Source organism: Pseudomonas sp. NA-150 (assembly GCF_044336365.1).
GTDB lineage: Bacteria > Pseudomonadota > Gammaproteobacteria > Pseudomonadales > Pseudomonadaceae > Aquipseudomonas.
Map to the genome: position 1 here is coordinate 4,353,072 of NZ_CP172305.1, position 24,524 is coordinate 4,377,595.

The following is a 24,524-nucleotide window of genomic DNA, read 5'->3' on the forward strand; positions in this document are numbered from 1 at the left end:
CGCTCAATGACCAGAAGAAATGAAAATCCCGAGACAAAACAGAATGTTCACTCGATTTTCCCTGAGTGCTCCCCCCATTGAAGAAACATGTCCTTACAAAGCACCTAGACTGCAACCACCAGTATCGCCATCACGAGCGTACTGCCCCTCCCCACCCTAGCGAGCCGTATCCACCGCTATGACCTGAGAACACAAGGCTATGAGCGAATCATCTGATTCAAGCCATCCTTCTATCACCAATGGTCGTCGTCATTTTCTTCACCTTGCCGGACTGGGCGCCGGCGCCCTACTGCTTGCCGGTGCTCTGCCGGGCAACATTGCCCGGGCAGCAGAAACAGCAACGCCGCCCAAACCACAGAACGCGATCGGCCCTGACAGCGCGTTGCACCGGCTGATGGAAGGAAACCACCGCTACGTGAAGGGCACCTCAAAGACTCACGACTTCAAAGCCGAGCGCGAAGCGTTGGTCACGGGCCAGAACCCCTTTGTCGCGATACTCAGTTGCTCCGACTCGAGGATCGGCCCCGAGTACGCGTTCGACACCGCCAGGGGTGATCTTTTCGCCGTTCGTGTTGCCGGAAACTTCGTCACCGACGAAGGCCTGGCCAGCCTTGAATACGCCGTCGTCGTGCTCGGCGCGCCGTTGATCCTGGTGCTAGGCCACGAAGACTGCGGTGCCATGTCGGCCAGCATTAAAGCGGTAAAGGATAAGACGGTATTTCCGGGCCAGATTCAAAAACTGGCCATTGCCTTGCAACCTGCGGTCGACAAGGTCATGGGGCAACCGGGCAACCTGCTGGCTAATGCCACGGCGCAAAACGTCAAGGACACGGTCGACAAACTCAACCACGCCTCGCCCCTGCTGACAGACGCCATGAGCAAGGGAAAACTGAAAATAGTCGGCGGCGTCTACCGTCTGGCAACCGGCAAAGTCGACATGATCGCCTGAGCCCGGCGGTCGCGCTGCAAACACCCCACAGAGACAGCGTTTTCAAAGTCGATGGTTTATTTCTTGTTTGACATGAGCTGCTCGTCGAACTCTTTGATATAGCCTCGGGCCAACGCCGCTTTCTGCTTTTCGCTGAGAATCTTGCCTGCCATCTGAAAGAATTTCTGTTCCTCCTCTTTCAGATGGTGGTGCACTTTTTCAGACAGCCTTTTCGCGGTCGCCAGCCAACCCGGACTGGACAGCTCGGTGTCGTCCAGTTCCTCCATCATTTCATCCATTTCATGATGCTCGGCAATCGCATGCCGACTCAGATCAATGCCCTCATCGTGTTCCATCAACGGCATATAGAAGAAGCGTTCCTCCGCTATGGCATGGGCGTGGAGTTCAGACTTGAGTTGCTGATAGGTTTCGACTCGCTCAGGGCTATCGCCGCTGGTTTGCACCAGAGCCTTGGCGTAGCTCCGCTGCCGTTCGTGGCTTTCGCGCAGCGCTTCAAAAATATTCATCAGAGGGTCTCCAGAGTAATGCCCTCGGAGGGCGTGCTTCAGACTAGACCTGCGCCGGAGAGCGGTGGTTCACCTCGTCCAACTCGGAATATAGGCCGTCACGGGCCAAACACTGTTTAATGAACACCTCTTGAAGCCGCGGACTCACCTAATGCTGCCCTACCTCGAGAAAAACCGGGGCAACCCGCGACGCGAGCACATTCACCGTTTGCGCGGTAGAGTCGGCCTCACGCTGGTCGCCAGTCTGTCGGTATTGGCGGGAATGACCGACGCCATCGGATTCATGGCGACCGGCGACTTCGTCTCGTTCATGAGCGGCAACACCACGCGACTGGCCGTCGCAATCAGTGATCATGACACCGGACTGGTACTGCGACTATTACTGGCCGTAGGCACATTCATTATCGGCAACGCCCTGGGTGTCATCGTTGGACGGCTAGGCAAACACCGCGCCCTGCCCCTGATGCTGTGTATTGCCGGCCTGCTCTGCCTGGCGGCAATCTTGCCGTTCGATTCAACCGCTCCGGCATTGATGCTGGCGATCATCGCCATGGGCATGCTCAACGCGGCCGTCGAACAGGTCAACGGCTTGCCCATTGGCCTGACCTACGTCACCGGCGCCCTGTCGCGTTTTGGCCGCGGACTGGGCCGACGATTGCTCGGCGAACGACGCGATGGCTGGAAAGTCCAGTTGGTGCCGTGGTCCGGCATGCTGGTCGGCGCGATCATCGGCGCCACCGCTGAACATCAATGGGGACTGAAAGCGCTAATGGTCAGTGGACTGCTGGCGTTGCTGCTGGGGATGATTTCGTTGGGCATCCCGCGGCGCTGGCAGCTGGATTTTATGCCGAAGTAGTGTTTAGGCTATTCAGCCTTGCCCCGAACAATACGCCCCGTCTTCACCTCGTCCACGTACGCCTTCAACTTATCCGCGTCCTTATACAGCTGGTTCATCAGGTGCAGGATCTCGACGACATTGACGTCCTTGATGCGCTCCGCCAGGCGACTGATCTCGCCTGCCGTGCGTTCAAGATTGGACGCAACGCCGGTCAGGTCGCGCTTGAGCTCCAGCGATGATTTTTTCTGGCCCATATAAACCTCTCCTGATTCCCATCCTGCCAATGACACATCCGCCCGCGGACAGCACTGATAGTGACGGCAATTAATTGAAAGCACAAAAAAGGGTCAACCTCTCGGTTGACCCTTTTTTTCACCGCCCAGCAGAGCGGATTTTGTTTGGTAGGCGCGATTGGACTCGAACCAACGACCCCCACCATGTCAAGGTGGTGCTCTAACCAACTGAGCTACGTGCCTGCTGTGGGTCGGCATTCTACGGATTTTCGAAGGGGTGTCAACTCATTTTTTTGAGCTAACTCCCTGAATATGCAAATTATTTTAAAATGACGGCCAGCAACTGTTTTTACACCTCGCTGGTAGTGGCATTTTTTCTCAGGTAGCATCTGGGCATCCGTAAAGAATATTAAACAGAGGTTGCAGGATGGCGAACACACCTTACCCACAGTCTTATTACGCTGCGTCCGCGAACGCCGTCCCTGAGCGCCCTCGTCTGGAGGGTGAGGTGGAAACTGATGTCTGCGTGATTGGCGCCGGCTATACCGGGCTTTCCAGTGCCTTATTTCTGCTGGAACACGGGTTCCGGGTGACGGTGCTGGAAGCAGCCAAGGTCGGTTTCGGCGCGTCCGGGCGCAACGGTGGGCAGATCGTCAACAGCTACAGCCGCGACATCGACGTCATCGAGCGCACCGTCGGACCGAAGCAGGCGCAGTTGCTCGGGCAGATGGCGTTCGAAGGCGGCGCGATCATCCGTGAGCGCGTGGCCAAGTATCAGATTCAATGCGACCTGAAGGACGGCGGTGTGTTTGCCGCGATCACCAACAAGCAGATGGGCCATCTGGAAGCGCAGCAAAAGCTCTGGGAGCGTTATGGCCACACGCAACTGGAGTTAATGGACAAGCGCCGAATCCGTGAGGTGGTCGGCACCGACGAATACATCGGCGGCATGCTCGACATGAGCGGCGGCCACATTCATCCGCTGAACCTGGCGCTGGGCGAAGCGGCGGCGGCGGAATCACTGGGTGGTGTGATTTACGAACAATCGGCTGCGGTGCGCATCGAGCGCGGCGCCAACCCTGTGGTGCATACCGAGCATGGCAAAGTGCGAGCGCGCTTTGTGATCGTTGCCGGCAACGCTTACCTGGGCAATCTGGTGCCGGAACTGGCGTCGAAGTCGATGCCGTGCGGCACGCAGGTGATCACCACCGAGCCGTTGAGCGACGAGTTGGCTCACAGCCTGTTGCCACAGGATTATTGCGTCGAAGACTGCAACTACCTGCTGGACTACTACCGCCTCTCGGCCGACAAACGTTTGATCTTCGGCGGCGGCGTGGTTTATGGCGCCCGTGATCCGGCCAACATCGAAGCCATCATCCGACCGAAAATGCTCAAGGCTTTCCCGCAACTCAAGGACGTGAAGATCGATTACGCCTGGACCGGCAACTTCCTGCTGACGCTGTCGCGTTTGCCACAGGTTGGGCGACTGGGTGACAACATCTATTACTCTCAGGGCTGCAGCGGTCATGGCGTGACCTATACCCATCTGGCGGGCAAGGTGCTGGCCGAGGCACTGCGCGGGCAAGCGGAGCGTTTTGATGCCTTTGCCGACCTGCCGCACTATCCGTTCCCCGGCGGCCAACTGTTGCGCACGCCACTGACAGCCTTGGGCGCCTGGTACTACACCCTGCGCGACAAGTTCGGCATTTGATCGTTAGCGGGCCTTCAACGCTTTGGTCGCTTCGCCCGCCGCTTGCTCCTGCCCTGCTTGACCCAAGGCATTAGCGGCGTTCAACCAGCGCTGCGGGTCAACTTGCGCTGGCAACTGACGCGGCCCTTGCACCAGCACCGCCCAGCTGCCGGCGTCTTTCCAGGCCGAGGCAAAGTTACTGAAGCTTGTAACCAGATGGCCATTCATGCCGGCATGCAACACCACGGTCTGCTTGGTCCGGTTGTACCCCGTCAACACGCCATAACGCGGCTCTCCCCACCAGGCATGGCCATCGGTGAAGCGCACCATCACCGGATAACCTGCCGCCACTTGGGTCAACAGCGCATCCAACTGCCCGTCAAGCGGGTACACCACGAAGCCGTACTCACGCGCCAGGGTTTGTATGTTCTGCTCAAGCCCGCCTTCGCCACCAGGTAACTTCAGCGGCTTTTCCAACAGCCCGGGGGTGATGATCACGCCCTGCTGCGACAACATGCTGGCCAAGGTGCCCGGCCCGCTTTGATAGATATTGCCGCGAAAGAACGGTACCGAATTCAGTTCGACCCGGTCCGGTAAACGCTGCATGGCCGGCGTCACATTGTTGGCGCAGCCGCCAAGGGTCAACAGCAGCGCTACAGCCAAGGCCAGACGCCGGGTGGGGGCGGCGCGCAATCGAGATAATTCCAGCAGCATCTTCACTCACTTCAACTAACACCAGGCAACCCGCGACCCGGCTCGGACCCCGATCATAGGACGGCGCAAGTCTGCGGTATAGCGTCATTTAGCACAGTGACAAATCCTGCATAGATCAAATCAGTCATGCACCTACGACCTTTGGTCAACGGACGGACACATTCGCTGATCTAGACTGTCCCATGGACACAGGTGTAAAAGCCGATCATCAGGGGGATGTATGAGCCCGGGTATGACAATCGCAATGCTGATAGTGGGCTGGCTGGCCGTTGCCGGGGCCATGTTGTGGGGGGTGTTGCGAGTTTCCCGGCGCCATCATCTACCCGTGGAAAAACCGGTACACGTCGGGACTCGACACACTCATCCTTCACCCCCCCATGGCCTTCGCTTGTAAGTCAGAACTCTGTAGGAACGAACCTACAAACTGATCAATCAAGCTGGCTCTGCACGGCCAGCTTTCTGCGCTTGGCCTTGCGCGACATCATGTTCAAGCCTTCAATCGTCGCCGAGAACGCCATCGCCGTGTACACATAACCCTTCGGTACATGGGCGCCAAAACCTTCGGCGATCAGTGTCATGCCGATCATGATCAAGAAACCCAGCGCCAGCATCACGATGGTCGGGTTGTCATTGATGAACTTGGCCAGGGGGTCCGCAGCCACCAGCATCACCACCACTGCAGCCACCACGGCAATGACCATGATCGGTAAGTGTTCGGTCATGCCGACGGCGGTGATGATGCTGTCGATGGAAAACACCATGTCCAGCAGCAAAATCTGCCCGATGGCCGCCGCGAAACCGAGGCTGACACCCGGCGTGGAAGCGCTCTCGCCTTCCGTTTTCGCTTCCAGGCTGTGATGAATCTCGGTCGTCGCCTTCCACAACAGAAACAGGCCACCGGCGATCAGGATCATGTCTTTCCAGGAAAACACCTGGCCGAACAACTCGAACACCGGCGCGGTCAAGCGCACGATATACGCCGCCAGGCTGAGCAGGCCCAATCGCAGAATCAGCGCCATGCCAATGCCGATGCGCCGCGCCTTGGTCTGGTATTGCACCGGCAGCTTGTTGGTCAGGATCGAAATGAAGATCAGGTTATCGATGCCCAGCACGATTTCCATCACCACCAAGGTGGCCAAGGCAATCCAGGCGCCGGGGCTGGCAGCCAGTTGTAAAAGATATTCCATGAATGAAAACCCTGAGTCGGCCCGGCGCACATCATGTGCCCGGCAATTGAGCAGCAGTCTAAGGAAAACAATACCTCAGAAAAATTCGTATTTTCCCGGTATATACTTCGATTTTTACGAATCGGCTACGCCATGCTCAATTATAGACAGCTGCATTACTTCTGGGTCGTAGCGAAAACCGGCAGCATCGTGCGGGCGTCCGAACAACTGAACCTGACGGCGCAGACCATCAGCGGGCAGATTACCCTGCTGGAACACACCTATGGCATGGATTTGTTTCGCCGTGTGGGCCGGCAACTGGAATTGACCGAGGCCGGTCGCCTGGCGCTGCCCTACGCCGAGCAAATGTTTCAGCTCGGCGACGAACTGGAAGCCCTGCTGCGCGCGCAACCCAACGAGCAACAGATGCTGTTGCGCATCGGTGTCGCCGACGTAGTGCCCAAATCGATTGTTTACCGCTTGATCGCACCCACTATGGAACTGGCGGAACCGGTGCGCATCTCTTGCCGTGAAGACAAACTGGAGCGGCTGCTGGCCGATCTGGCGATCCAGCGCCTGGACCTGGTGATTTCCGACAGCCCGATGCCGTCACATCTGGACATCAAAGGCTTCAGTCAAAAACTCGGGGAATGCGGCATCAGTTTTTTTGCTACCCAGGCATTGGCGCAGCGCTATGGCAACGATTTCCCCTACAGCATGAATGGTGCGCCGCTGCTGGTGCCCGGCCAGGAAACCGTGGTTCGCAGCCGACTGACGCGCTGGTTCAGCGAATTGAAAATTCAGCCAAGGATTGTCGGCGAATTCGATGACAGCGCCTTGATGAAGGCCTTCGGCCAATCCGGTAGCGGCATTTTCATCGCCCCCAGCGTGATTGCCGAGGAAGTGCAGGCGCAATACGGCGTGCAGCTGATCGGCCAGACCGACGCCGTGAGTGAATCGTTCTATGCAATTTCGGTTGAACGCAAGGTCAAGCACCCCGGCATTGTCGCCATCACCGAGAGCGCTCGACGCGAGCTGTTCACCCGCGCCGATTAAGCACAGACCGCTTGCGGCTTGGCTGACATCAACCACAGCGCCAGCAGGATCGACAGCAGAATGATCCCGGCCGCGGCAAAACCCAGGTTGCTCAGGCCCAGATGATCGATAACGCGACCACCAATGATCGCGCCAATGCCAATGCCCAGGTTGGCTCCGGCAATATTCAACGACGCGGCAAACGCCGGCGCCTGGGGCGCGGCCTTGATCAGCCGCACGTGGCTGACCAGGAACAGCGCCGCCTGGGTGACGCCCCACACCGCCAGGGCTACGATCAGGCCGACGGTGGAGTGCATGCTCGGCACCACGGCCACCATGCCGACGATCATGAACACGCAGAACGACAGGCTGGCAATCAGCGGATGACGATCCACCATGCGCCCGCCCAGCGAATTGCCGAGCAAGCCCACCGCGCCAAAGCCCATCAGGCACCAACCGACCACGGTGCCGTTGAACCCGGCCAGGCGCTCCAGCATGTCCGCCAGGTAGGTATAGGCGGTGAACATACCGCTGAACACCAGCACCGACAGCAGCACGTGGCCGAGCATCAGCGGGCTGCGCAAGATCTTCAATTGCGCCAGCAGCGACACCGGTTCTTTATGCTTGTGCGTGGCCGGCAGGTAGATAAACAGCAGCAATGCCTTGGCAAACGCCACAACGGCCAGAATGGCGAACGCACTGCGCCAGCCGAACGCATCGGAAATCAGCGTGCCCACCGGAATGCCAAACACCGTCGCGCAGACGATGCCGAAACCGATTTTGGAAATGGCGCGCCCGGCATATTCCGGCCCGACGATGTCCACCGCCGTCTCACTGGCCAAGGCCCAAAACACCGGCAGCCCCAAGGCCGGAATCAACCGGGCGATGCTCATCACGGCAATATTCGGCGCCAGCGCGGCCAACACATTGGCGGCGCCAAACATGATCAGGATGGTGACAAACAGCCGTTTACGCTCGAAGCGCGAGAAGTACGCGGTCAGGAACGGACCGAACGCCGCCACCGTGAAGGCAAACAAGGTCACCAGCAGCCCGGCTTGCGGGATGGTGATTGCCAGATCACGGGCGATCGCCGGCAGCAGCCCGACGATAATGAACTCTGTGGTCAGCACCGTGAAACCGGCCGCCGACAACAGCAAAATAGGGAACAGCATGAACACTCCAGATGAAAAAGCCGCTGCATGAGAACGCCCATGCAGCGGCCGGATATCAACCGATCAGGTCGTCAGACCGATCAGTAAGCACCCATGTAATCGCGCTTGCCGACTTCAACACCGTTGTGACGCAGGATTGCGTAGGTGGTGGTGATGTGGAAGAAGAACTGCGGCAGGCCATAACCCAGCAGGTAGGTCTGAGCGTTGAAAATCTTCTCTTTCGGCGTGCCTGGACGGGTGATGATTTCGCGAGCTTCCTGGCCGTCGATTTGCTCAGGCTGAAGGGTCGCGAGGTAGGCCAGGGTCTTGGCGATCAGGGCTTGCAGGTCGGCGAAGGTCTTTTCCGAGTCGTCGTAGCTTGGCGGAACAACGCCGGCCAGACGGGAAGAAACACCTTTGGCGAAATCGACCGCGATCTGCACCTGACGAACCAGTTGGAACATGTCCGGGAACAGACGGGCTTGCAACAGCGCATCCGGCTCGATGGATTTAGCGGCGGCGTGAGCTTCAGCCTTGGTCAACACGTCGCTCAAGGCAGACAGCATTTGCTTGAAAACCGGAACAGAGGTGGCGTACAGGGAAATGGTCATGACAGGTCCTGAGTTTAAGGTGACGGGGATTATAGCCTCGGCGGCCATCGAAAGCGGCTTGTCTTTTATATGATCGCGCATCTAGGCTATTGGCCTCCTAACGCATAGGGATAGCGCCATGACTACCGAGCCCGCCTCAACTGACTCCGCCGAGAAGCTGCACCTGACCAGCGCAGAAATTCGCATCCTCGGCTGCCTGATCGAAAAAAAGGCCGTCAGCCCCGAAACCTATCCGCTGACGCTCAATGCCCTCGTTACCGCCTGCAACCAGAAAACCAGCCGTGAACCGGTGATGAACCTGACCCAAGGGCTGGTCGGGCAAAGCCTGCGCGCCCTCGAAGGTCGCGGCCTGACCAAATTGGTCATGGGCAGCCGCGCCGATCGCTGGGAACATCGCCTGGATAAAGCGCTGGAGCTGGTGCCGGCCCAAGTGATCTTGAGTGGCCTGCTGTTTCTGCGCGGCCCGCAAACCGTCAACGAGTTGCTCACCCGCAGCAACCGCATGCACGACTTTGAAGACCCCGAACAGGTCGTCCATCAACTGGAACGCCTGATCGCACGCGGGCTGGCCTTGCTGATTCCGCGTCAGGCCGGGCAACGCGAAGACCGCTACACCCATTCGTTGGGCGACGCCGACGATATAGAAGCGATTTTGGCGGCACGACAAAACCAGCCAGAACGCGCGGCGGGCGGGACGGTCTCAATCTCCGTAGAACGCTGGGAAGAACTTGAGGCGCGGGTCGCCGCACTGGAAGAGCGTTTGGCGAAACTTGAGTAGGTATCTGTCCCGCGAAATAGACACGTCATCGGGCGCTCTATGCTTAAGTCAACAGATAAGCGATAATAAGTGTCAGAAAACCTTACACAATCTTTACTTACGTGTTTCGAAGATTTCTTCAAAACCACTGTCTTAGAAGTATCCCGTGGCAATGCTTGAGAGTAATGCAGGCTCGCGACAACGGGATTGAAAGCCGAGGAATAGTCATGATTCGTCAAATCCCCAAGGTTGCCGTGTTATTAGGTGTCCTAGCCTTTGCAGGCCAAGCGTCCGCCCATGGTGGTAACGGCTGGGGTCCTGGTCTGGTGACAGGCGCGGTAGTAGGTGCTCTCGTGGGTGGTGCAGTGGTTGCCAACAGCGCGCCGCGCCCGGTTTATGTAGAGCAGCAACCGGTTTACGTTGCTCCACAACCGGTTTACTACGCTCCGCCACCTCCTCCGGTTTATTACCAACAACCGGTTGTCGTTGCCCCGGCCCCTGTTTATTACCGTCAAGGCTATTACGGCCACCCACATTATTATGGTTACGGCCCCGGCCGCTGGTAACAGGTTCATCAGTAGCCCCGCCCTCAACAGGCGGGGCTATTTTTTTGCGTCCACATCAGTGCGCTGGAGGTCGCTCGCAAGACAGTCGTTTTGTTTGAGTACGGCATGATGAGCAAGGGCGTCATCAATCCGCAGCCTATTCGTGATGGACTCTATTTGCGGTTTCTTCACAAAGATAATTAACAGATCGATAAAAAAACAAGGAATACCCCTATGCCCACTCAGCATCCCTATCGCGTAACTGGCCTGTGTACATCGAGCAAGGTGTATTGCGCCCTGACCGAACTCAAGAGCCTGGAAGGCCATCGCTGCGCAAAGTTCCTGTCGCTACTGACACAGAATCTGGTCGACAAGGGCTTGCTGAATGAACACGAAGTGGTGGGCATGCTGGATCAGGTCGTCGACTGAACGGAGCCTGTCGCTGTCACATTTCAGACCTCGTTGCCGTCAATGTCGACTATCGAGAGCCGTGATTGTCCCTCGTTTCGATAGCGCCGTAGAGTAGCCCCATAGACAGATGGAGGCACTTATGAACCAGGTTCAAATCATGTCGGTAGTCGGTAGCGCAGTTCCAGCCCAGCTGAGAGAGCTCGGTCTGTTGGCCTGTTGGTACCTGGTACGTAACGGTGAAGCCGTCAGCGGCCCCTTCTCCTCGCTGCCAGCGGCCCAGGCCCTGTCCGAGACATTCGAGACACATCAGCTGAGCGCTTGAGGCGTACAGCTAAAGATTTTTAACTGAATTTGTTGGTCCGCGGTTTTCTGTGTTGACGTTTTACCTTGATATCGTGCGTTGCTCCGCACATCCCCTTGCCCGCATTGTTTAATGCGGGCTTTTTTTTGCCCGCAAAAAACTTATGCCGTCAGAGACGCTCGGCCATTGCCGCATTGACCTGGGTGCGGTGGGTCAGTTTCTGCAGGCGCTTCTCCAGGCTCATCAACACCACCCTATCCGAACGACCGCTTTCCAGTTCATCGACCAGTTCGTTCACCACCTGGCGCATTTCGTGCGCGATCACCACGCGGTCATCGTTCAGGTCGCGTTTGTGCGATTCAAACAGCCGATGCAGGAAATCTTGCAGAGTGTGCTGCAACCGATGACGATCGGTGGCGCGCAGGTGGATCAGGTTGACGTTGATTTTCGCCAGCAACTCATTTAACTCACCACACAGGTATTGCATGCGTCGCGCGTAAGAGATTTCCCGCTCGCGGACGTGTTTGTGCTGGTTGGCTGCATCCTGCTTCCTTTGAATAGCCGGGATGGCCACCGCCAGCATCAAGCCGACGACCAAACCAACCGCCTGGATCCAGCCCGCCCAGTCCGCGGATTTCAGAAACAGGCCAACCCCCAGCAAAAGCACGACAACCACGGCCGCCGCGATCACCAGAGCGACGTAATCCTTGCTGATAAAACCCTTGGGCATTACGCGACTCCTGAGTCGTTTGTGGGCACTTGGCCTCAATGGCGTGGAATGCTAATCCGTGTACACGCCAGACACCACGTCTATCGTTGTTTTTAACCGGGAAATGTGTTTTTTTGCCAAACGAAAGTGCTGACCTGCGCCTAATCTATATAGAAGGGATATCAGCCATCGACAGCGCACGGAGCTACTCATAAAATGCAGCGCTTTTTTCATAGAAACCCCGTGCTAAACGGCATATTCCATTATTAGTGAGCCTTGCTCGTGAAAATTCGTATTTCCATCCTGAGCCTATTATTTGCATGTACAGGCGCCGCCTTCGCGAACACCGTCCCCGCTGCCGAACCCGATGCTTTCAATCGTGACCCGGCCAAACTTCATCTGGCTTCCGGCAGCTCGATGATCGTCGACGTGAAGACCGACAAAGTCTTGTATGCCAGCAACCCGGATATCGTGGTGCCCATCGCGTCGGTCACCAAACTGATGACGGCCATGGTGGTGCTGGACGCCAGGCTGCCGATGAACGAAATGATCCCGGTGACCATCGCCCAGACCAAAGAAATGAAAGGCGTGTTCTCCCGGGTCAAGCTCGGCAGTGAGCTGGATCGTCGCAACATGCTGCTGATCGCACTGATGTCCTCGGAAAACCGTGCCGCCGCGAGCCTTGCGCACAGTTATCCAGGTGGCTACAACGCGTTCATTCAGGCGATGAACGCCAAAGCCAAGTCGCTGGGCATGAAGCACACGGTGTACGTCGAACCCACCGGCCTGTCGGTGTTCAACGTATCGACCGCCCGCGACCTGTCCAAACTGGTCCTGGCCGCCCGCGCCTATCCAATGCTGAGCGAACTGAGCACGACGTCGGAAACCACCGTGACCTTCCGCAATCCGCGGTACAGCCTGGTGTTCAACAACACCGATCACCTGATCAAGAACTCGAGCTGGGACATCAAGCTGACCAAAACCGGCTTCACCAACCAGGCGGGCCATTGTCTGGTGTTGCTGACCACCATGGCGAATCGTCAGGTGGCGGTGGTGATTCTCGACGCGTTCGGCAAACTCACCCACTTCGCCGACGCCGGACGCATGCGCAACTGGATGGAAACCGGCAAGCCCGGCACCGTTGCCCCGGCCGCCGTGTCCTATCGCAACCAGAAAAACCAGACCATGCGCCAGATCGGCGTTCAGGCCAAAGAGTGATCTGAGCCCTGTACTGATGGACTGAAGAGACTGTGTGGGGGCCAACGTGTTGGCGAGCGGCTTGACGATGTGTGTCAGGCATATCGCCTCGCGAACACGTTCGCTCTTACAGAGATTTGCCCGCACCCACGCAAGACTCACCTCCCCGCTGAACTTCCGCCCCTTCAATCAGTCATCTCACTGCGCCCTTCATTATTTAACCGCGTTATTCAAAAGCCCGCGGGCAAAAACCTGCGCAGTGAGCTAATACTCTTTTACCCGCGCTTCGCTGGGTAATGTTTTTCCTGGAAATGACTGGAGATAAAAAACCATGTTCTTCAAATGGTTCCTGGCCACATTGCATCTCTTGGCATACGGCGTTGCACTGGGGGCGGTATTGAGTCGTGGGCGTTCGCTACGGCGGTTGAACAGAACCAACCCGTCCAAACTTCGCGATGTGTTTGTCGCGGATAACTTCTGGGGAATTGCCGCCGCCGTATTGTTGGTCACGGGGGTAATGCGGGCATTTGGCGGGTTTGAAAAAGGCACCTTCTATTATCTGCACCAACCGTTGTTTCATCTGAAGATGGCCTCGTTCATTCTGATCATTGTGCTGGAAATCGCACCGATGGTAGCGTTGATCAAATGGCGCAACTCATTCAAGGCCGGCCTGCCCATCGATACCCGCAAAGCCTTGCTGTATTCAAAAATCAGCCACTTCCAGGTTGCCCTGATCGTGGTGATACTGGTAGCGGCGTCCGGCATGGCACGAGGGATTTTTATCAGTTAGCCATAGCGCGCAAAACAGCGGAAAATGGCCGACTTTCTTTTTAAGCGGCCATCCCATGAAAATCTGCGGTATCGAAATCAAAGGCAGCGAAGCCATTTTCGCGATCGCCACGCTCAACACCCATCTGCCTGAACACCTGCCGTTGAGCACCCGCAAAATCGCCCTCGAAGACGACGATGAAGCCGCCAACGTCAAAGCTTTTGCCGCCCAGGTCGAACGCTTTGTCCGCGACAACGGCATCGAGCATCTGGCCATCAAGAAGCGCAGCAAGAAAGGCGAATTCGCCGGCGGCCCAACCACCTTCAAAATCGAAGGCGTGTTGCAGTTGCTGAGCGACTGCCACGTCTCACTGGTGTCGCCGCAAACCGTCAGCGCCCAGCATAAAAAACACGACTTCGCCCTTGGCGCCTCGCTGACCAAATACCAGCACGAAGCCTACAAGACTGCCTGCTCGGTGCTGATGAAAAAGCCCTGAAAGCCGCGTTCAGGGTCCGACCTCCTGCGCTTGCGACAGCGGTCGGGCCACGGCTTCCAGGGATTGCCGTTCGGCCGCTACACCCCACAGCGCCTGAACCACCGCCGCCGCCAGCATCAACCCGGCGCCGATCAAATAACCGATAAACACATTGCCACGGTCGTGGGTCTCGATCAGGTGCCCGAACAAGGTCGGTCCGACAATCCCGCCCAGCGCGGTGCCAAAGGCGTAGAACACGGCAATCGCCAGCGCGCGAATCTCCAGAGGAAAGGTTTCCGCCACGGTCAGGTAGGCCGAACTGGCGGCGGCCGAAGCAAAAAAGAAAATCACCATCCAGGCGCTGGCTTGTTGGGTGACGCTGAGCACGCCCTGCTGGAACAGATAACCGCTGACCGCCAACAGCACGCCGGAAATCGCGTAGGTCAGGCTGATCATCACCCGACGCCCGACCACATCGAACAACCGGCCCAACAGCAACGGCCCGCAGAAATTACCCAGCGCCAGCGGCAGCACGTACCAGCCGATGCGCTCGAACGGTACGTTGTAGAAGTCCGTGAGGACCAGCGCGTAGGTGAAGAAAATCGCGTTATAAAAGAACGCCTGGGCACTGAGCAGCGTCAGCCCCACCAACGCCCGCTGGCGGTAGCTCACGAACAACGTCTCGAACACCTCGCGTAACGGCGTATGGTCGCGAGCGTGCAGGCACAAAGACCCCACCGTCGGTGGCGATAACGCATGCCCTTGTTGGCGAAAACGCGCTTCGATGCCCTCGACAATCCGTTGCGCCTGTTCCGGCTGATTATGGATCAACAGCCAGCGCGGGCTTTCCGGCACCCACAGGCGCATCAACAGAATCACCAGGCCCAGCACCGCGCCAATTCCAAAACACAGGCGCCAGCCAAGGTCGCCGCCCACGGTCTGCGGGTCCAGCAACAGGATGGAACCACCCGCTCCCAACGCCGCGCCCAACCAGAAGGTGCCATTGATGGTCAGGTCAACCCAGCCACGGAAGCGCGCCGGGGTGAACTCCTGGATGGTTGAGTTGATGGCCGTGTATTCGCCGCCAATCCCGGTGCCGGTCAGGAAGCGAAACAGAATAAAGCTCCAGAGATTGAACGAAAATGCGGTGGCGGCCGTGGCACTGACATACAGAAACAGGGTGATGAAGAATAACTTGCGTCGCCCCAGGCGGTCAGTCAGCCAGCCAAAAAACAAGGCGCCGATCACCGCTCCGGTCAAATACGCCCCACCCGCCAGACCGATGTCGCTGTTGGACAGGTGCAGCACGGGACTGTTTTTCAACGCGCCGGAGACCGAGCCAGCCAGCGTCACTTCCAGGCCGTCGAGCAGCCAGGTGATGCCCAATGCCACCACCAGCAAGGTATGAAAACGCCCCCATGGCAAACGATCGAGGCGTGCCGGCAGGTCGGTTTCATACGTGTGCCCCATCAAGTGCTCGATACTCTCCATGACTTCCGCCCTCTGCCCTGTAAAAGTTGAGAGTCGCAGTCAAGAACAGGAGTTCAGCGCGAATGAAGGTTCTACAAGGGATTCGGTATAAGCTCACGCCCCAGCTCCACTCCACGCACTCAACACAGGAAATAACCAACATGGCGTTTATTTTCGGCAAGCCGTTGCGCAAGGGAATCCTGGCTTCGGCAGTCGTCGCGGCAACTCTGTTGAACATCGGTCTCGTTCAGGCCGCCGATGCTCCGCCCGCCCAACGTATCGGCGTGCGCGGGGCTATCACCGCCCTCGACGGTGACACCCTGAAAATCCACACCACCCGTGGCGAAGACGTCACCGTGAACCTGACCAAAGACACGCAGGTCCGTGGCGTGACCCTGGCGCAGATCTCCGATATCAAGCCCGGCAGCTACATCGGTACGGCCGCCGTGCCCGGACCGGATGGCACCTTGAAAGCCCTGGAAGTCCACGTCTTCCCGCCGTCCATGGCCGGTACCGGCGACGGCCATCGCGCCTTTGACTTGACCAAAGACAGCTCCATGACCAATGGCAGCGTCGGCGATCTGGTCACCAGCAATGGCCGCACCATGACCGTGAAGTACAAGGGCGGCGAGCAAAAAGTCGTGGTGCCGGACGACGTACCTATCGTCAACCTGGTGCCGGGTGATCGCAGCTTGCTCAAACCTGGGGTCAAGGTCGTGTTGTTCGCGCAGAAGGATGCGCAGGGCAACTTGACCGCGCAGGGCGTTTCCGCGGGCGAAAATGGCATCACCCCACCGATGTAACCGCTGTCGTCCCGCTATGAATGACGCCTTGGGCATAAAAAGCACCGTGAACAACAGCAAAAGAACTGCGAGATTCCGGCGTTCTTTTTGTCGACCACGGCGTCTTCATGCTCAAGCGCGTCAGCGCCACGCGGCGAGTCATCCTATTTTCACTGGCTTTGGTGGTGTTCTACCTTTGCATCTGGAAAGCATTGGCCAGACACACATCACTGCGTACAAGCCAACTTGTTGGCGAAGGCGACCAGACAGACGCTGCATCAGATGGCGGGAATCCCCCCCTTACGCCAGACTGTGTAGCGCATCAATCACCTGGCGCAAGGCATGACTCAGCGGTTTGTCCTGCCGCAATACCAGCCCCAACGTGCGGCTCAACGCCGGGGTCAAGCTGCGCACGTGCAGCCCGCGCCGATGGTGCTCCGCGGCCACCGCCATTCCGGGCACGATGCTGTAGCCCAGCCCTGCTGCCACCATTTCCTTGATCGCCTCGATACTGCCCAGCTCCATCACCGGCTTGACCCGGATCCCGGCCTTTAAAAACCATTCATCAATCAATAACCGCGTGCTGCTGCCAGCCTCGAACACCACCAGCGGATAATCCGCCAAGGCAGTTGGCGTGATGGTTTCAGGAATCTGCGGCTGCGCGGCGCAAAAAATCGCCACGAATTCGTCCTCCAGCAAAGGCGTAATCACTAGACTGCGACCCGCTGCTGGTAGCGTCACCAGGGCCAGATCCAGTCTGTTTTCCTCCACCGCCTTGAGCACGCCGTCGGTATTGCCAGTGCTGACCCGCACATCCAACGCCGGAAACGCCTGTTTAAGGCGCTGTAAAATGGGCGGCAACAGGTGAATGCAGGCTGTCGCGCCGGTGCCAATGGTGATCTTTCCGGCAATGCCCTGAGCATGGCTGGACAGATCAAGCAGCGCGGCCTCAACCGCCGCATCGATGCGTGTGACGTGCTCCAGCAACACCGTCCCGGCGGAGGTCGGCTTGAGGCGCTTGCCCACCCGCTCGATCAGGCGCAGGTTGAGACGCTGCTCCAATTGCCGAACCTGGAGGCTGATGGCGGGCTGAGTCAGGTTCAAACGTTCGGCAGCCGCAGAAAAACTGCCGCAGGCAATGACGTGAGCAAAGGTTTGCAGGTGATTGAGGTTAAGGCGCTTCATCTGAAAGTTTTTCTTATGCTGACGATCAACGATCATAGCTTTATTTTGGTTAACGTGAATTGCATGATGACGCCATCCCGCCCATTGAATCAGACGAGACATCGATATGAAGCACCTGCCCCTCCTGCGCGACGCCCGCGAAACCGACATGCCTGAGGTGCAAGCGATCTACGCGCAGCACGTCCTCGAAGGCAGCGCCAGCTTCGAACTGGAAGCGCCCAGCGTCGAGGAAATGTTACGTCGGCGCGCCGATATCTTGGGCAAAGGGCTGCCGTACGTGGTCGCCGAACTGGCCGGTGAAGTGGTCGGTTATGGCTACGCGACCCTGTACCGGCCGCGCCCGGCCTATCGCTTTACCTGTGAAGACTCGGTGTATGTCCGCGACGGCATGAGTGGGCAGGGTATCGGTCAGGCACTGCTCAGTGACGTCATCGAGCGCTGCACTCAAGGGGGCTGGCGGCAGATAATCGCGATCATCGGCGACAGTCAGAACGTTGCCTCGCAGCGCCTGCATGAACGCCTGGGGTTCCGTCGCGTCGGGGTGTTCGAGTCGGTGGGTTTCAAGCATGGCCGCTGGGTCGATACGGTACTGATGCAACGCACGTTGGGCGACGGCTCACTCAGTTCGCCCCTATCGAACAACGGATAGACCGGCAAGTGCCCCGTCGAAACGGGGCACACGCTTCCGTCAGCGAGCCCAGCCACCCTCACGCCAGTGCCAGCCATCACCGCGACGTTCCCACTGCGCATGCACGTAATGGTAACCGCGACGCTCAGGTTCCCAGTGGCCACCCATCGCGACATACCGCGCGCCGTCCCAACGCCAGTAACCGCGGGCCCAGACGAATCCAGGGCGATACGCCGGCTCGACTTCGATCACCCGCTCCGGTGGAGGCTGCGGCGCGACCACTTCGACGTACTGCGTTTGCACCATCGGCGGCTCATGCACCACCCGCCGCTCGTGCACTACTCGTTCTTCAACACACCCCGTGGTAACGGCAACCACAGCGACCACTGCGACGTAGCGCAAAAACATAAGATACCCTCGATCACACTCAAAAAAACTGGGGGAAAGCTACAGTACCTGGCGACACCCTGACAGAACCTTTACCAGCCCCTTACATTGGCCTGACAAAAGCGCTACAACCCTCGATATACCTGGCTTGCAGCGATAAATAAAGGCGTTCACCATGGACCTCGAACCGCACTCAAGGTTCGCTTTGAGGTCATAGAGATGACATCTGCTGTGCTTGAAGTCTCTCTCACATTCGGAAGCTTCCTACATGCCCGTCTCCCGTAGCATTCTGCATCCTGTGGGGCTGTCGATCTGTTTACTGACCCTTGCGTCTTCTCCCGTCATGGCCAGCACACCCGTGCCCTTGAGTGCCAGTGACATGGCGTGGTTACGCCGCGACGGTTTCGATCTGGACGCCGCCAGCGTCGCGCGTTACCGGGCCATGGGCCGCGCCGGTCTGTTAGACGCGCAATTGGCGGACCGGATCAACGAACCGCTGCCGCCGAGCATCGACGCCCTGATCCGAAGCTACCCCGTACTGGCGACGTCCACCGAATCGTCGCTGTTCGCTCTCAAGCAACAACAGCAACAGGTCAATGCCATGCCCGACGGCGACGCCAAAGTCGACGCGAAGAAGGCCTTGCAGCAACAAGCCAACGCCTTGGGGGACCAAGCCCGGGAAATCGTCATGCTGCGGGCGGTCTACGGGCCGAACCAACTCAAGGAGCAAATGGTCTGGTTCTGGCTCAATCACTTCAGTATCAATCTGGGCAAAGGCCGGGTGCGCTGGGTGGCGGCGGACTACGAAGAAAACGTGATCCGTCCGCACGCCCTGGGCAAGTTCAAGGACCTGGTGATGGCGACGCTGAAAAGTCCGGCGATGCTCGAGTACCTGGACAACGCGCAGAACGCGCAGGGCAAGGTCAACGAAAACTACGCCCGCGAACTGATGGAGCTGCACACTCTGGGCGTCGATTCCGGTTACACCCAGCAGGACGTACAGCAATTGGCGCTGATCCTCACCGGTGCCGGCCTGATTCCGCTGGACGGCCGCGACCAGCGCTTCCCGCCGCGTATCGAGTCGCTGGTGGTGCGCGACGGCCTGTTCCAGTTCAACCCCAAGCGCCACGACTTCAGCGACAAGAGGCTGCTTGGCCAGCCGATTCACGGCAGGGGCTTCGACGAAATCACCGAGGCCGTCGAGCTGATCACCCGGCAGAAAGCCTGCGCGCAATTTATCTCGCGCAAACTGGCGCAGTACTTCGTTGCCGACAACCCACCTCAAGCCTTGGTCGAGCGCATGACCAATACCTTTCAGCGCAGCGATGGCGATATCGCCCAAGTGATGCGCACGATGTTCGAGTCCAGGGAACTGCTGCAAACCGCCGGCACCAAGTTCAAGGACCCAACCCAGTTCGTGGTCTCGTCAGTGCGCCTGGCCTACGACGGCAAACCGCTGGCCAACGCCCAGCCGATGATCAATTGGCTCAACCAACTGGGCGAGCCGGTGTTCGGCCGCATCACTCCGGATGGCTGGCCGCTGGACGCCTCCGGCTGGTCGAGTTCCGGGCAGATGTCCAAGCGGTTCGAAATCGCCCGGATCATCGGGCGTGGCGACAACCGATTGTTCACCCCCGAGGGCAGTCCCAAGCAAGGGGTAGGTTTTCCCATGATTACCACGCGGCTGTTCTACGATGCGTTCGCCCCGCACCTGTCCGTAGCGACCAAAGCCGCGCTGGATCAGGCGGGTTCACAGCAGGAATGGAACCTTTTCCTGCTGTCCTCGCCTGACTTCAACAGCCGCTGAACCGGCCGCCATCCGCGCCCCTGAGATGTACGAGGTGTTGTTATGAATCGTCGAGAGTTTTTGATCGCCAGCGCGGCCGCCAGCCTGCTGCCGAGCCTGTCGTTCTCCGGCAAGCTGTTCGCCGCACCCGCCTCCACCCCGCGTTTTCTGCTGGTGTTTCTGCGCGGTGGTTACGACTGCAATAACCTGTTGGTGCCTTACGCCAGCGACTTCTATTACGACTCGCGGCCGACCCTGGCCATCGCCCGCCCCGATGCCGGCAACCCCAACAGCGCCATCGCCCTCGACAGTCACTGGGGTTTGAACCCGGTGCTGCGCGACTCGATCTACCCGCTGTGGCAACGCAAACAGATCGCCTTCGTCCCGTTCGCCGGCACCGACGACCTGTCACGCAGCCACTTCGAAACTCAGGACAACATCGAATCCGGCGAGCCGACCCGGCACCGCAATCATTACGGTTCGGGCTTTCTCGCGCGCTTGTCGCAAGCGGCCCCGGGCAGCCAGCCGATTGCCTTCACCGATGCCCTGCCCCTGAGTTTTCAAGGCGGCAAAGGCATTCCCAACTTGTCCCTGCGTGGCGTCGGCAAACCGGCCTTCGATGATCGGCAATCGTCGATCCTGGCCTCGATGTACAAAGGCACGGCCTACGCCGCCTCAGCCACCGACGGTCTTGAGTTGCGGCAGAAAGTGTCGAAAGACTTGCAAGAAGAAATGATCCGCGCCAATCGCGGGGCACCGACCGCGAAGAACTTCGCCGCCGAAACCCAGCGCATTGCCACATTGATGCGCGGCGAATATCGACTCGGCTTCGTCGACGTCGGCGGCTGGGACACCCACGTCAATCAGGGCAGCACCACCGGCCAACTGGCCAACAACCTGGCCAACCTCGGGCAAGGCCTCGCCGCTTACGCTGAGGCGTTGGGCGATGAATGGAATAACACCACGGTGGTGGTGGTCTCGGAATTTGGCCGCACCTTCCGTGAAAACGGCGACAAAGGCACCGACCATGGTCACGGCACGGTGTATTGGGTGCTGGGTGGCAACGTCAAGGGCGGGCGCATCGTCGGTGAACAAGTTGCAGTGAACCCACAAACCCTGCTGCAAAACCGCGACTACCCGGTGCTCAACAACTACCGCGATTTACTGGGCGGGTTGCTGGGCACTACCTGGGGCTTGTCTTCGGCACAACTGCAAAGCGTGTTTCCGGGCGCGAGGCCTAACGGTTTGCAGTTGGTGTGAGGTCAGCGATCGGCCGGGTGATTAACCCCGTCATTGGTTGGAACGGGGCCGATCAGATAGGGATTTACCCCCTCCAGGCAGCCGACGTTATAACCATACTGATCGGGGTTGGAGCGGCGCTGATGGTGGGTGTAAATCCCACAGTGTCCACAAAAATAATGCCGGGCGATGTGGGTATTGAATTGATACAGCTTGAGTGCGTCCTCGCCCTGAACAATGCGAATGCCGGCAAACCCGACGGTCGCGACAATCGCACCCCGGCGCCGACACATTGAACAATCGCAGCGCCGTGGATCGACAATGCCATTCGGCAAATCCAGCTCCAGCACCACGGCGCCGCAATGGCAGGATGCGCGGTGTTTGGGCTGAATCTCAGTGTCACCTACTTTCTTGAGCATGGGTTTCTCTCCTTCCAATATGGCGCGTTCAGCCGTGAATTAACGCCCGCCGCCGCGCCAACAGATTAGCCATCAAGCGTCCGATACTGATCACCCAGATCAGGCATGCGATCAAGCCTACGCAGAACAACATGCCCTGCATACCACCGCCCACGATGAGGTGCCCGGCAATCAGCGGAAAGCCGAACACGCCAAGAAAGTACGCCAGGCTGAACAGCAACAGTGCCTGCGAGGTGTAACCCGTCGGCGCCTCGTTGGCCGCCAGGCCGTTAATCACCGAATAGTTCAAGCCATAGCCGACGCCCAGCAAGGCCGCCGTCAGCACATAGCTCAGGCCGTCATGCACCCAACCGGCAAAACCCAGCACCGCCAGCAACATCAACCCGGTCAGCACCGAGGAGGTCACGAATGGGTTGCGCTTGACCACCCAGCCCGCGATCAGCAAGCGGCAACTGATCGCTGCACCCATGAAGCCGACGAAGAATAATGAGTATTCCAGGCCCAGGCTGGCGGCATAGCTGGTCTGAAAACTGCCAAGCCCGCCGAAGATCGCGCCACCGAGGCCGACCAGCAGAATCGAAAACGCCGAGCGCGAACTCAGGACCCGTAACGCCGAGCCGAAGCTGATGCGCACTGCGCCGGTGCTTGAAGACAGCGTTGCGGCTTGTCGTGTCCCCAGCCGCCAGAAAAATACGCCACCCAACGCCGCAGCAATCCCCGCGCAGATAAAGGCTGTCTGCACCGGCAAACCGACGGTCGTGGCCAACTTGCCTGCCAGAGGGCCGCTGCCAATGCCCATCAACATGCTGCCCGAGAGCAAGGCAAAACAATGGGTGCGTCGAGCGGGTTCGACCATCGCCGCGACCATGATCGGCCCCAAGGTATAAAACACACCCCAGCCCAGCCCCAACAACAATCCACAGGCCAATAGCGGGTAGCCGATACCCGGCAGCAAGGCAAAACCGAAACTGGCCAACACCAGGCAGCACGCGCTCAAGGCCACCGAGCGGCCGGCGCCCCATTTGTCCGTGAGGTGACCCGAGCCGATCACCGCCACCAGGGTGCTCAACATCGCCACCGAAATAACCCGTCCGGCATCCTGTTCATTGCCGCCGCGCGAGGCGATCAGCAGCGACAGGAGAAAGGTTGAGCCGTAAGACAGCGAGAGCAGGTAGCTGCCCAGGCAAAACAAACCAAACCGGGCAGTCTTGGGGTATTCGATGTGCCGGTTAACTGAGGTCATGTGTGACATCCATGGGAAACCAGGCTGCCTTTTAACATGGATACACGGACGTTTGGTTAGCTGATTGCTGGAGTCAGGATCGGTTGGTTTGAACGTGTAGGAGCTACCGAAGGCTGCGATCACTCTAAATCGCGAAGGCCGTCCCGGCCTTATTGCAGCCTTCGGCAGCTCTCATCAAACAAAAGATAACCGCTTGATTTCAAAGGCTCCGCAATCTGCTTCTGCCGAAGGCGTAGGAGCCAGCTTGCTCGCGATCGGGCTGGGCCGCACTCGGACGAAGCGGCAGTAAACCTGAGCGCGCGGAGTGTCAGTTAAACCCCACAACCTGACTTTACGACTGCTGCGCAGCCGATCGCGAGCAAGCTGGCTCCTACAGGGACCGCGTTTGCTGCGCGATAGCGCGGCGTCTGGACGACGGGGGATCTCCTACAGAAAATGCAAGACCACCACCACAAATCACAGGCAATAAAAAACCCGCCGAAGCGGGTTTTCCCAAGACCATTCCAACATCCTGTCGGTAGCCTCCCAGGCCATGGTCGATCGTCCTTGATCCATCAGCGCGTCCTGCACTGAGTTGATGGATCCAAGATTACGGCCTAGCGCACTTCGACGATAGAGCCAACTCTCCCTTCGTCGTGTAAGCCTTTCGCTATAGCCCAGCTGATTTCTTTCAATCCCGGCCTTGCACCGGCCAAGGACAACTGTTCACTATTGCCGCCCTGCCCTAACAATAATCATGATCAAGGACTGCGTAATGACCGTTGTATTTCGCCCCGCTGTACGTTCCGATGCGCGTGATGTCGCACGGTTGTTTCAAATTTCCTCGGAAGGCGGTGCCGACTACATCTGGAGCACCCTCGCCGAACCTGGCGAGGACTTGGTAGACGTAGGAACCAGACGCTACGCCCGGGACGACGTCAACTTTTCCTACCAGAACTGCCTGATCGCTGAAAGCGCTAACCAGGTCATCGGGATGATGCACAGCTATCCGATGCGCCATGACCCGGACGCCGCCCCCGAATCCGATCCGGTACTGGCGCCCTACGCCACGCTGGAAATTCCTGACACGCTGTACATCTCCAGCCTGGCACTGCACGAGGGCTGGCGCAGCATGGGGCTCGGCGCCCGCTTCCTCGAATTCGCCCGCCAACGCGCCAGCGACCTCGGACTGAACGGCATCAGCCTGATCGACTACGCCGCCAACACAGGCGCCTGCCGGTTCTATCAACGGCACGGCTTCCGCATCGTCGACAGCTGCCAGATCTACCCGCACCCGATGTTCCGCGTGACCGGTGAAGCGTATTTGATGCAGTGGCTGCCCTAACGGA

General features: G+C 58.6%; 28 protein-coding genes and 1 tRNA gene. 16 read left to right on the plus strand and 13 right to left on the minus strand.

Features of this window, described 5'->3' with window-relative positions; genetic code table 11:
- The first annotated feature begins 199 nt into the window (after nucleotides 1-199).
- Nucleotides 200-949, plus strand: a complete 750-nt coding sequence (locus ACF0H7_RS20600; protein WP_397448710.1) for a carbonic anhydrase — start codon at nucleotides 200-202, stop codon at nucleotides 947-949.
- Nucleotides 950-1,005: 56 nt separating this feature from the next.
- Here the strand turns inward: ACF0H7_RS20600 and ACF0H7_RS20605 are convergent, their stop codons facing one another.
- Entirely contained in the window at nucleotides 1,006-1,455 is a 450-nt protein-coding gene (locus tag ACF0H7_RS20605; protein WP_397448711.1) for a hemerythrin domain-containing protein, read from the minus strand.
- Between the two features lie 151 nt (nucleotides 1,456-1,606).
- Between ACF0H7_RS20605 and ACF0H7_RS20610 the strand changes: the two genes are divergently transcribed.
- Entirely contained in the window at nucleotides 1,607-2,311 is a 705-nt protein-coding gene (locus tag ACF0H7_RS20610; protein ID WP_397448712.1) for a YoaK family protein, read from the plus strand.
- Between the two features lie 8 nt (nucleotides 2,312-2,319).
- Here the strand turns inward: ACF0H7_RS20610 and ACF0H7_RS20615 are convergent, their stop codons facing one another.
- Both ACF0H7_RS20615 and ACF0H7_RS20620 read right to left on the minus strand, forming a co-directional pair.
- Nucleotides 2,320-2,547, minus strand: coding sequence for a hypothetical protein (locus tag ACF0H7_RS20615; RefSeq protein ID WP_397448713.1), 228 nt, complete (start codon nucleotides 2,545-2,547; stop codon nucleotides 2,320-2,322).
- Between the two features lie 145 nt (nucleotides 2,548-2,692).
- Nucleotides 2,693-2,769 (minus strand) — tRNA-Val (locus ACF0H7_RS20620).
- A 184-nt stretch (nucleotides 2,770-2,953) separates the two neighbouring features.
- On the opposite strand from ACF0H7_RS20620, the gene ACF0H7_RS20625 reads away from it, so the two are divergent.
- Nucleotides 2,954-4,237 (plus strand): NAD(P)/FAD-dependent oxidoreductase, encoded by a 1,284-nt coding sequence (locus ACF0H7_RS20625; RefSeq protein WP_397448714.1) that lies wholly within the window; start codon nucleotides 2,954-2,956, stop codon nucleotides 4,235-4,237.
- A gap of 3 nt (nucleotides 4,238-4,240) precedes the next feature.
- On the opposite strand, the gene ACF0H7_RS20630 is transcribed toward ACF0H7_RS20625, so the two are convergent.
- Both ACF0H7_RS20630 and ACF0H7_RS20635 read right to left on the minus strand, forming a co-directional pair.
- Nucleotides 4,241-4,930 carry a peptidase C39 family protein gene (locus ACF0H7_RS20630; protein ID WP_397448715.1) on the minus strand — a complete coding sequence of 230 codons (690 nt, stop codon included), beginning with the start codon at nucleotides 4,928-4,930 and terminating at the stop codon, nucleotides 4,241-4,243.
- A 428-nt stretch (nucleotides 4,931-5,358) separates the two neighbouring features.
- Nucleotides 5,359-6,117, minus strand: a complete 759-nt coding sequence (locus ACF0H7_RS20635; protein WP_397448716.1) for a TerC family protein — start codon at nucleotides 6,115-6,117, stop codon at nucleotides 5,359-5,361.
- A gap of 132 nt (nucleotides 6,118-6,249) precedes the next feature.
- Here ACF0H7_RS20635 and nhaR point away from each other — a divergent pair, with 132 nt between their 5' ends.
- The gene (gene nhaR / locus ACF0H7_RS20640; protein WP_397448717.1) at nucleotides 6,250-7,152 is read left to right on the plus strand and encodes a transcriptional activator NhaR; all 903 of its coding nucleotides are present in this window, start codon (nucleotides 6,250-6,252) and stop codon (nucleotides 7,150-7,152) included.
- Here the strand turns inward: nhaR and ACF0H7_RS20645 are convergent.
- Nucleotides 7,149-8,303 (minus strand): MFS transporter, encoded by a 1,155-nt coding sequence (locus ACF0H7_RS20645; RefSeq protein ID WP_397448718.1) that lies wholly within the window; start codon nucleotides 8,301-8,303, stop codon nucleotides 7,149-7,151. The two genes, nhaR and ACF0H7_RS20645, sit on opposite strands and share 4 nt — an antisense overlap.
- An 80-nt stretch (nucleotides 8,304-8,383) precedes the next feature.
- Complete coding sequence (locus ACF0H7_RS20650; RefSeq protein ID WP_397448719.1) at nucleotides 8,384-8,893, minus strand: DUF1993 family protein; 510 nt, start codon at nucleotides 8,891-8,893, stop codon at nucleotides 8,384-8,386.
- A 118-nt stretch (nucleotides 8,894-9,011) separates the two neighbouring features.
- On the opposite strand from ACF0H7_RS20650, the gene ACF0H7_RS20655 reads away from it, so the two are divergent.
- The 4 genes from ACF0H7_RS20655 to ACF0H7_RS20670 all read left to right on the plus strand — a co-directional run bounded on the left by ACF0H7_RS20655 (nucleotide 9,012) and on the right by ACF0H7_RS20670 (nucleotide 10,928).
- A complete protein-coding gene (locus ACF0H7_RS20655) occupies nucleotides 9,012-9,671 on the plus strand; it encodes a YceH family protein (protein WP_397448720.1) in 660 nt (219 codons plus the stop codon).
- 206 nt (nucleotides 9,672-9,877) lie between these two features.
- Nucleotides 9,878-10,216: a hypothetical protein gene (locus ACF0H7_RS20660; RefSeq protein ID WP_397448721.1), complete on the plus strand. Its 339-nt coding sequence runs from the start codon at nucleotides 9,878-9,880 to the stop codon at nucleotides 10,214-10,216.
- Nucleotides 10,217-10,429: 213 nt separating this feature from the next.
- A complete protein-coding gene (locus ACF0H7_RS20665) occupies nucleotides 10,430-10,624 on the plus strand; it encodes a hypothetical protein (protein WP_397448722.1) in 195 nt (64 codons plus the stop codon).
- 121 nt (nucleotides 10,625-10,745) lie between these two features.
- The gene (locus ACF0H7_RS20670; protein ID WP_397448723.1) at nucleotides 10,746-10,928 is read left to right on the plus strand and encodes a hypothetical protein; all 183 of its coding nucleotides are present in this window, start codon (nucleotides 10,746-10,748) and stop codon (nucleotides 10,926-10,928) included.
- A 148-nt stretch (nucleotides 10,929-11,076) separates the two neighbouring features.
- Here ACF0H7_RS20670 and ACF0H7_RS20675 read toward each other — a convergent pair whose 3' ends face one another.
- On the minus strand, nucleotides 11,077-11,637 hold the full coding sequence (locus ACF0H7_RS20675) for a hypothetical protein (protein WP_397448724.1): 561 nt from the start codon (nucleotides 11,635-11,637) through the stop codon (nucleotides 11,077-11,079).
- Nucleotides 11,638-11,898: 261 nt separating this feature from the next.
- Between ACF0H7_RS20675 and pbpG the strand changes: the two genes are divergently transcribed.
- From pbpG to ACF0H7_RS20690, 3 genes are all read left to right on the plus strand, one after another.
- Nucleotides 11,899-12,834, plus strand: a complete 936-nt coding sequence (gene pbpG, locus ACF0H7_RS20680) for a D-alanyl-D-alanine endopeptidase (RefSeq protein ID WP_397448725.1) — start codon at nucleotides 11,899-11,901, stop codon at nucleotides 12,832-12,834.
- A gap of 310 nt (nucleotides 12,835-13,144) precedes the next feature.
- Nucleotides 13,145-13,603 (plus strand): DUF2214 family protein, encoded by a 459-nt coding sequence (locus tag ACF0H7_RS20685; RefSeq protein WP_397448726.1) that lies wholly within the window; start codon nucleotides 13,145-13,147, stop codon nucleotides 13,601-13,603.
- Between the two features lie 55 nt (nucleotides 13,604-13,658).
- Entirely contained in the window at nucleotides 13,659-14,078 is a 420-nt protein-coding gene (locus ACF0H7_RS20690; protein ID WP_397448727.1) for a DUF3010 family protein, read from the plus strand.
- Between the two features lie 9 nt (nucleotides 14,079-14,087).
- Here ACF0H7_RS20690 and ACF0H7_RS20695 read toward each other — a convergent pair whose 3' ends face one another.
- The gene (locus tag ACF0H7_RS20695; protein WP_397448728.1) at nucleotides 14,088-15,548 is read right to left on the minus strand and encodes an MFS transporter; all 1,461 of its coding nucleotides are present in this window, start codon (nucleotides 15,546-15,548) and stop codon (nucleotides 14,088-14,090) included.
- A 140-nt stretch (nucleotides 15,549-15,688) separates the two neighbouring features.
- Here ACF0H7_RS20695 and ACF0H7_RS20700 point away from each other — a divergent pair, with 140 nt between their 5' ends.
- A complete protein-coding gene (locus tag ACF0H7_RS20700) occupies nucleotides 15,689-16,330 on the plus strand; it encodes a DUF5666 domain-containing protein (protein WP_397448729.1) in 642 nt (213 codons plus the stop codon).
- A 279-nt stretch (nucleotides 16,331-16,609) separates the two neighbouring features.
- Here the strand turns inward: ACF0H7_RS20700 and ACF0H7_RS20705 are convergent, their stop codons facing one another.
- Nucleotides 16,610-17,530 (minus strand): LysR family transcriptional regulator, encoded by a 921-nt coding sequence (locus ACF0H7_RS20705; RefSeq protein ID WP_397448730.1) that lies wholly within the window; start codon nucleotides 17,528-17,530, stop codon nucleotides 16,610-16,612.
- A 70-nt stretch (nucleotides 17,531-17,600) separates the two neighbouring features.
- Between ACF0H7_RS20705 and ACF0H7_RS20710 the strand changes: the two genes are divergently transcribed.
- Entirely contained in the window at nucleotides 17,601-18,143 is a 543-nt protein-coding gene (locus ACF0H7_RS20710) for a GNAT family N-acetyltransferase (RefSeq protein WP_397448731.1), read from the plus strand.
- 39 nt (nucleotides 18,144-18,182) lie between these two features.
- On the opposite strand, the gene ACF0H7_RS20715 is transcribed toward ACF0H7_RS20710, so the two are convergent.
- Nucleotides 18,183-18,530, minus strand: a complete 348-nt coding sequence (locus ACF0H7_RS20715) for a hypothetical protein (protein WP_397448732.1) — start codon at nucleotides 18,528-18,530, stop codon at nucleotides 18,183-18,185.
- Nucleotides 18,531-18,777: 247 nt separating this feature from the next.
- Here ACF0H7_RS20715 and ACF0H7_RS20720 point away from each other — a divergent pair, with 247 nt between their 5' ends.
- Both ACF0H7_RS20720 and ACF0H7_RS20725 read left to right on the plus strand, forming a co-directional pair.
- The gene (locus ACF0H7_RS20720) at nucleotides 18,778-20,316 is read left to right on the plus strand and encodes a DUF1800 domain-containing protein (RefSeq protein WP_397448733.1); all 1,539 of its coding nucleotides are present in this window, start codon (nucleotides 18,778-18,780) and stop codon (nucleotides 20,314-20,316) included.
- Nucleotides 20,317-20,358: 42 nt separating this feature from the next.
- Nucleotides 20,359-21,555, plus strand: a complete 1,197-nt coding sequence (locus ACF0H7_RS20725) for a DUF1501 domain-containing protein (protein ID WP_397448734.1) — start codon at nucleotides 20,359-20,361, stop codon at nucleotides 21,553-21,555.
- Nucleotides 21,556-21,557: 2 nt separating this feature from the next.
- Here ACF0H7_RS20725 and ACF0H7_RS20730 read toward each other — a convergent pair whose 3' ends face one another.
- Nucleotides 21,558-21,953: a GFA family protein gene (locus tag ACF0H7_RS20730; protein ID WP_397448735.1), complete on the minus strand. Its 396-nt coding sequence runs from the start codon at nucleotides 21,951-21,953 to the stop codon at nucleotides 21,558-21,560.
- Nucleotides 21,954-21,981: 28 nt separating this feature from the next.
- Nucleotides 21,982-23,196, minus strand: coding sequence for an MFS transporter (locus ACF0H7_RS20735; RefSeq protein ID WP_397448736.1), 1,215 nt, complete (start codon nucleotides 23,194-23,196; stop codon nucleotides 21,982-21,984).
- A gap of 754 nt (nucleotides 23,197-23,950) precedes the next feature.
- Between ACF0H7_RS20735 and ACF0H7_RS20740 the strand changes: the two genes are divergently transcribed.
- Nucleotides 23,951-24,520, plus strand: coding sequence for a GNAT family N-acetyltransferase (locus tag ACF0H7_RS20740; protein ID WP_397448737.1), 570 nt, complete (start codon nucleotides 23,951-23,953; stop codon nucleotides 24,518-24,520).
- Nucleotides 24,521-24,524 lie beyond the last annotated feature (4 nt).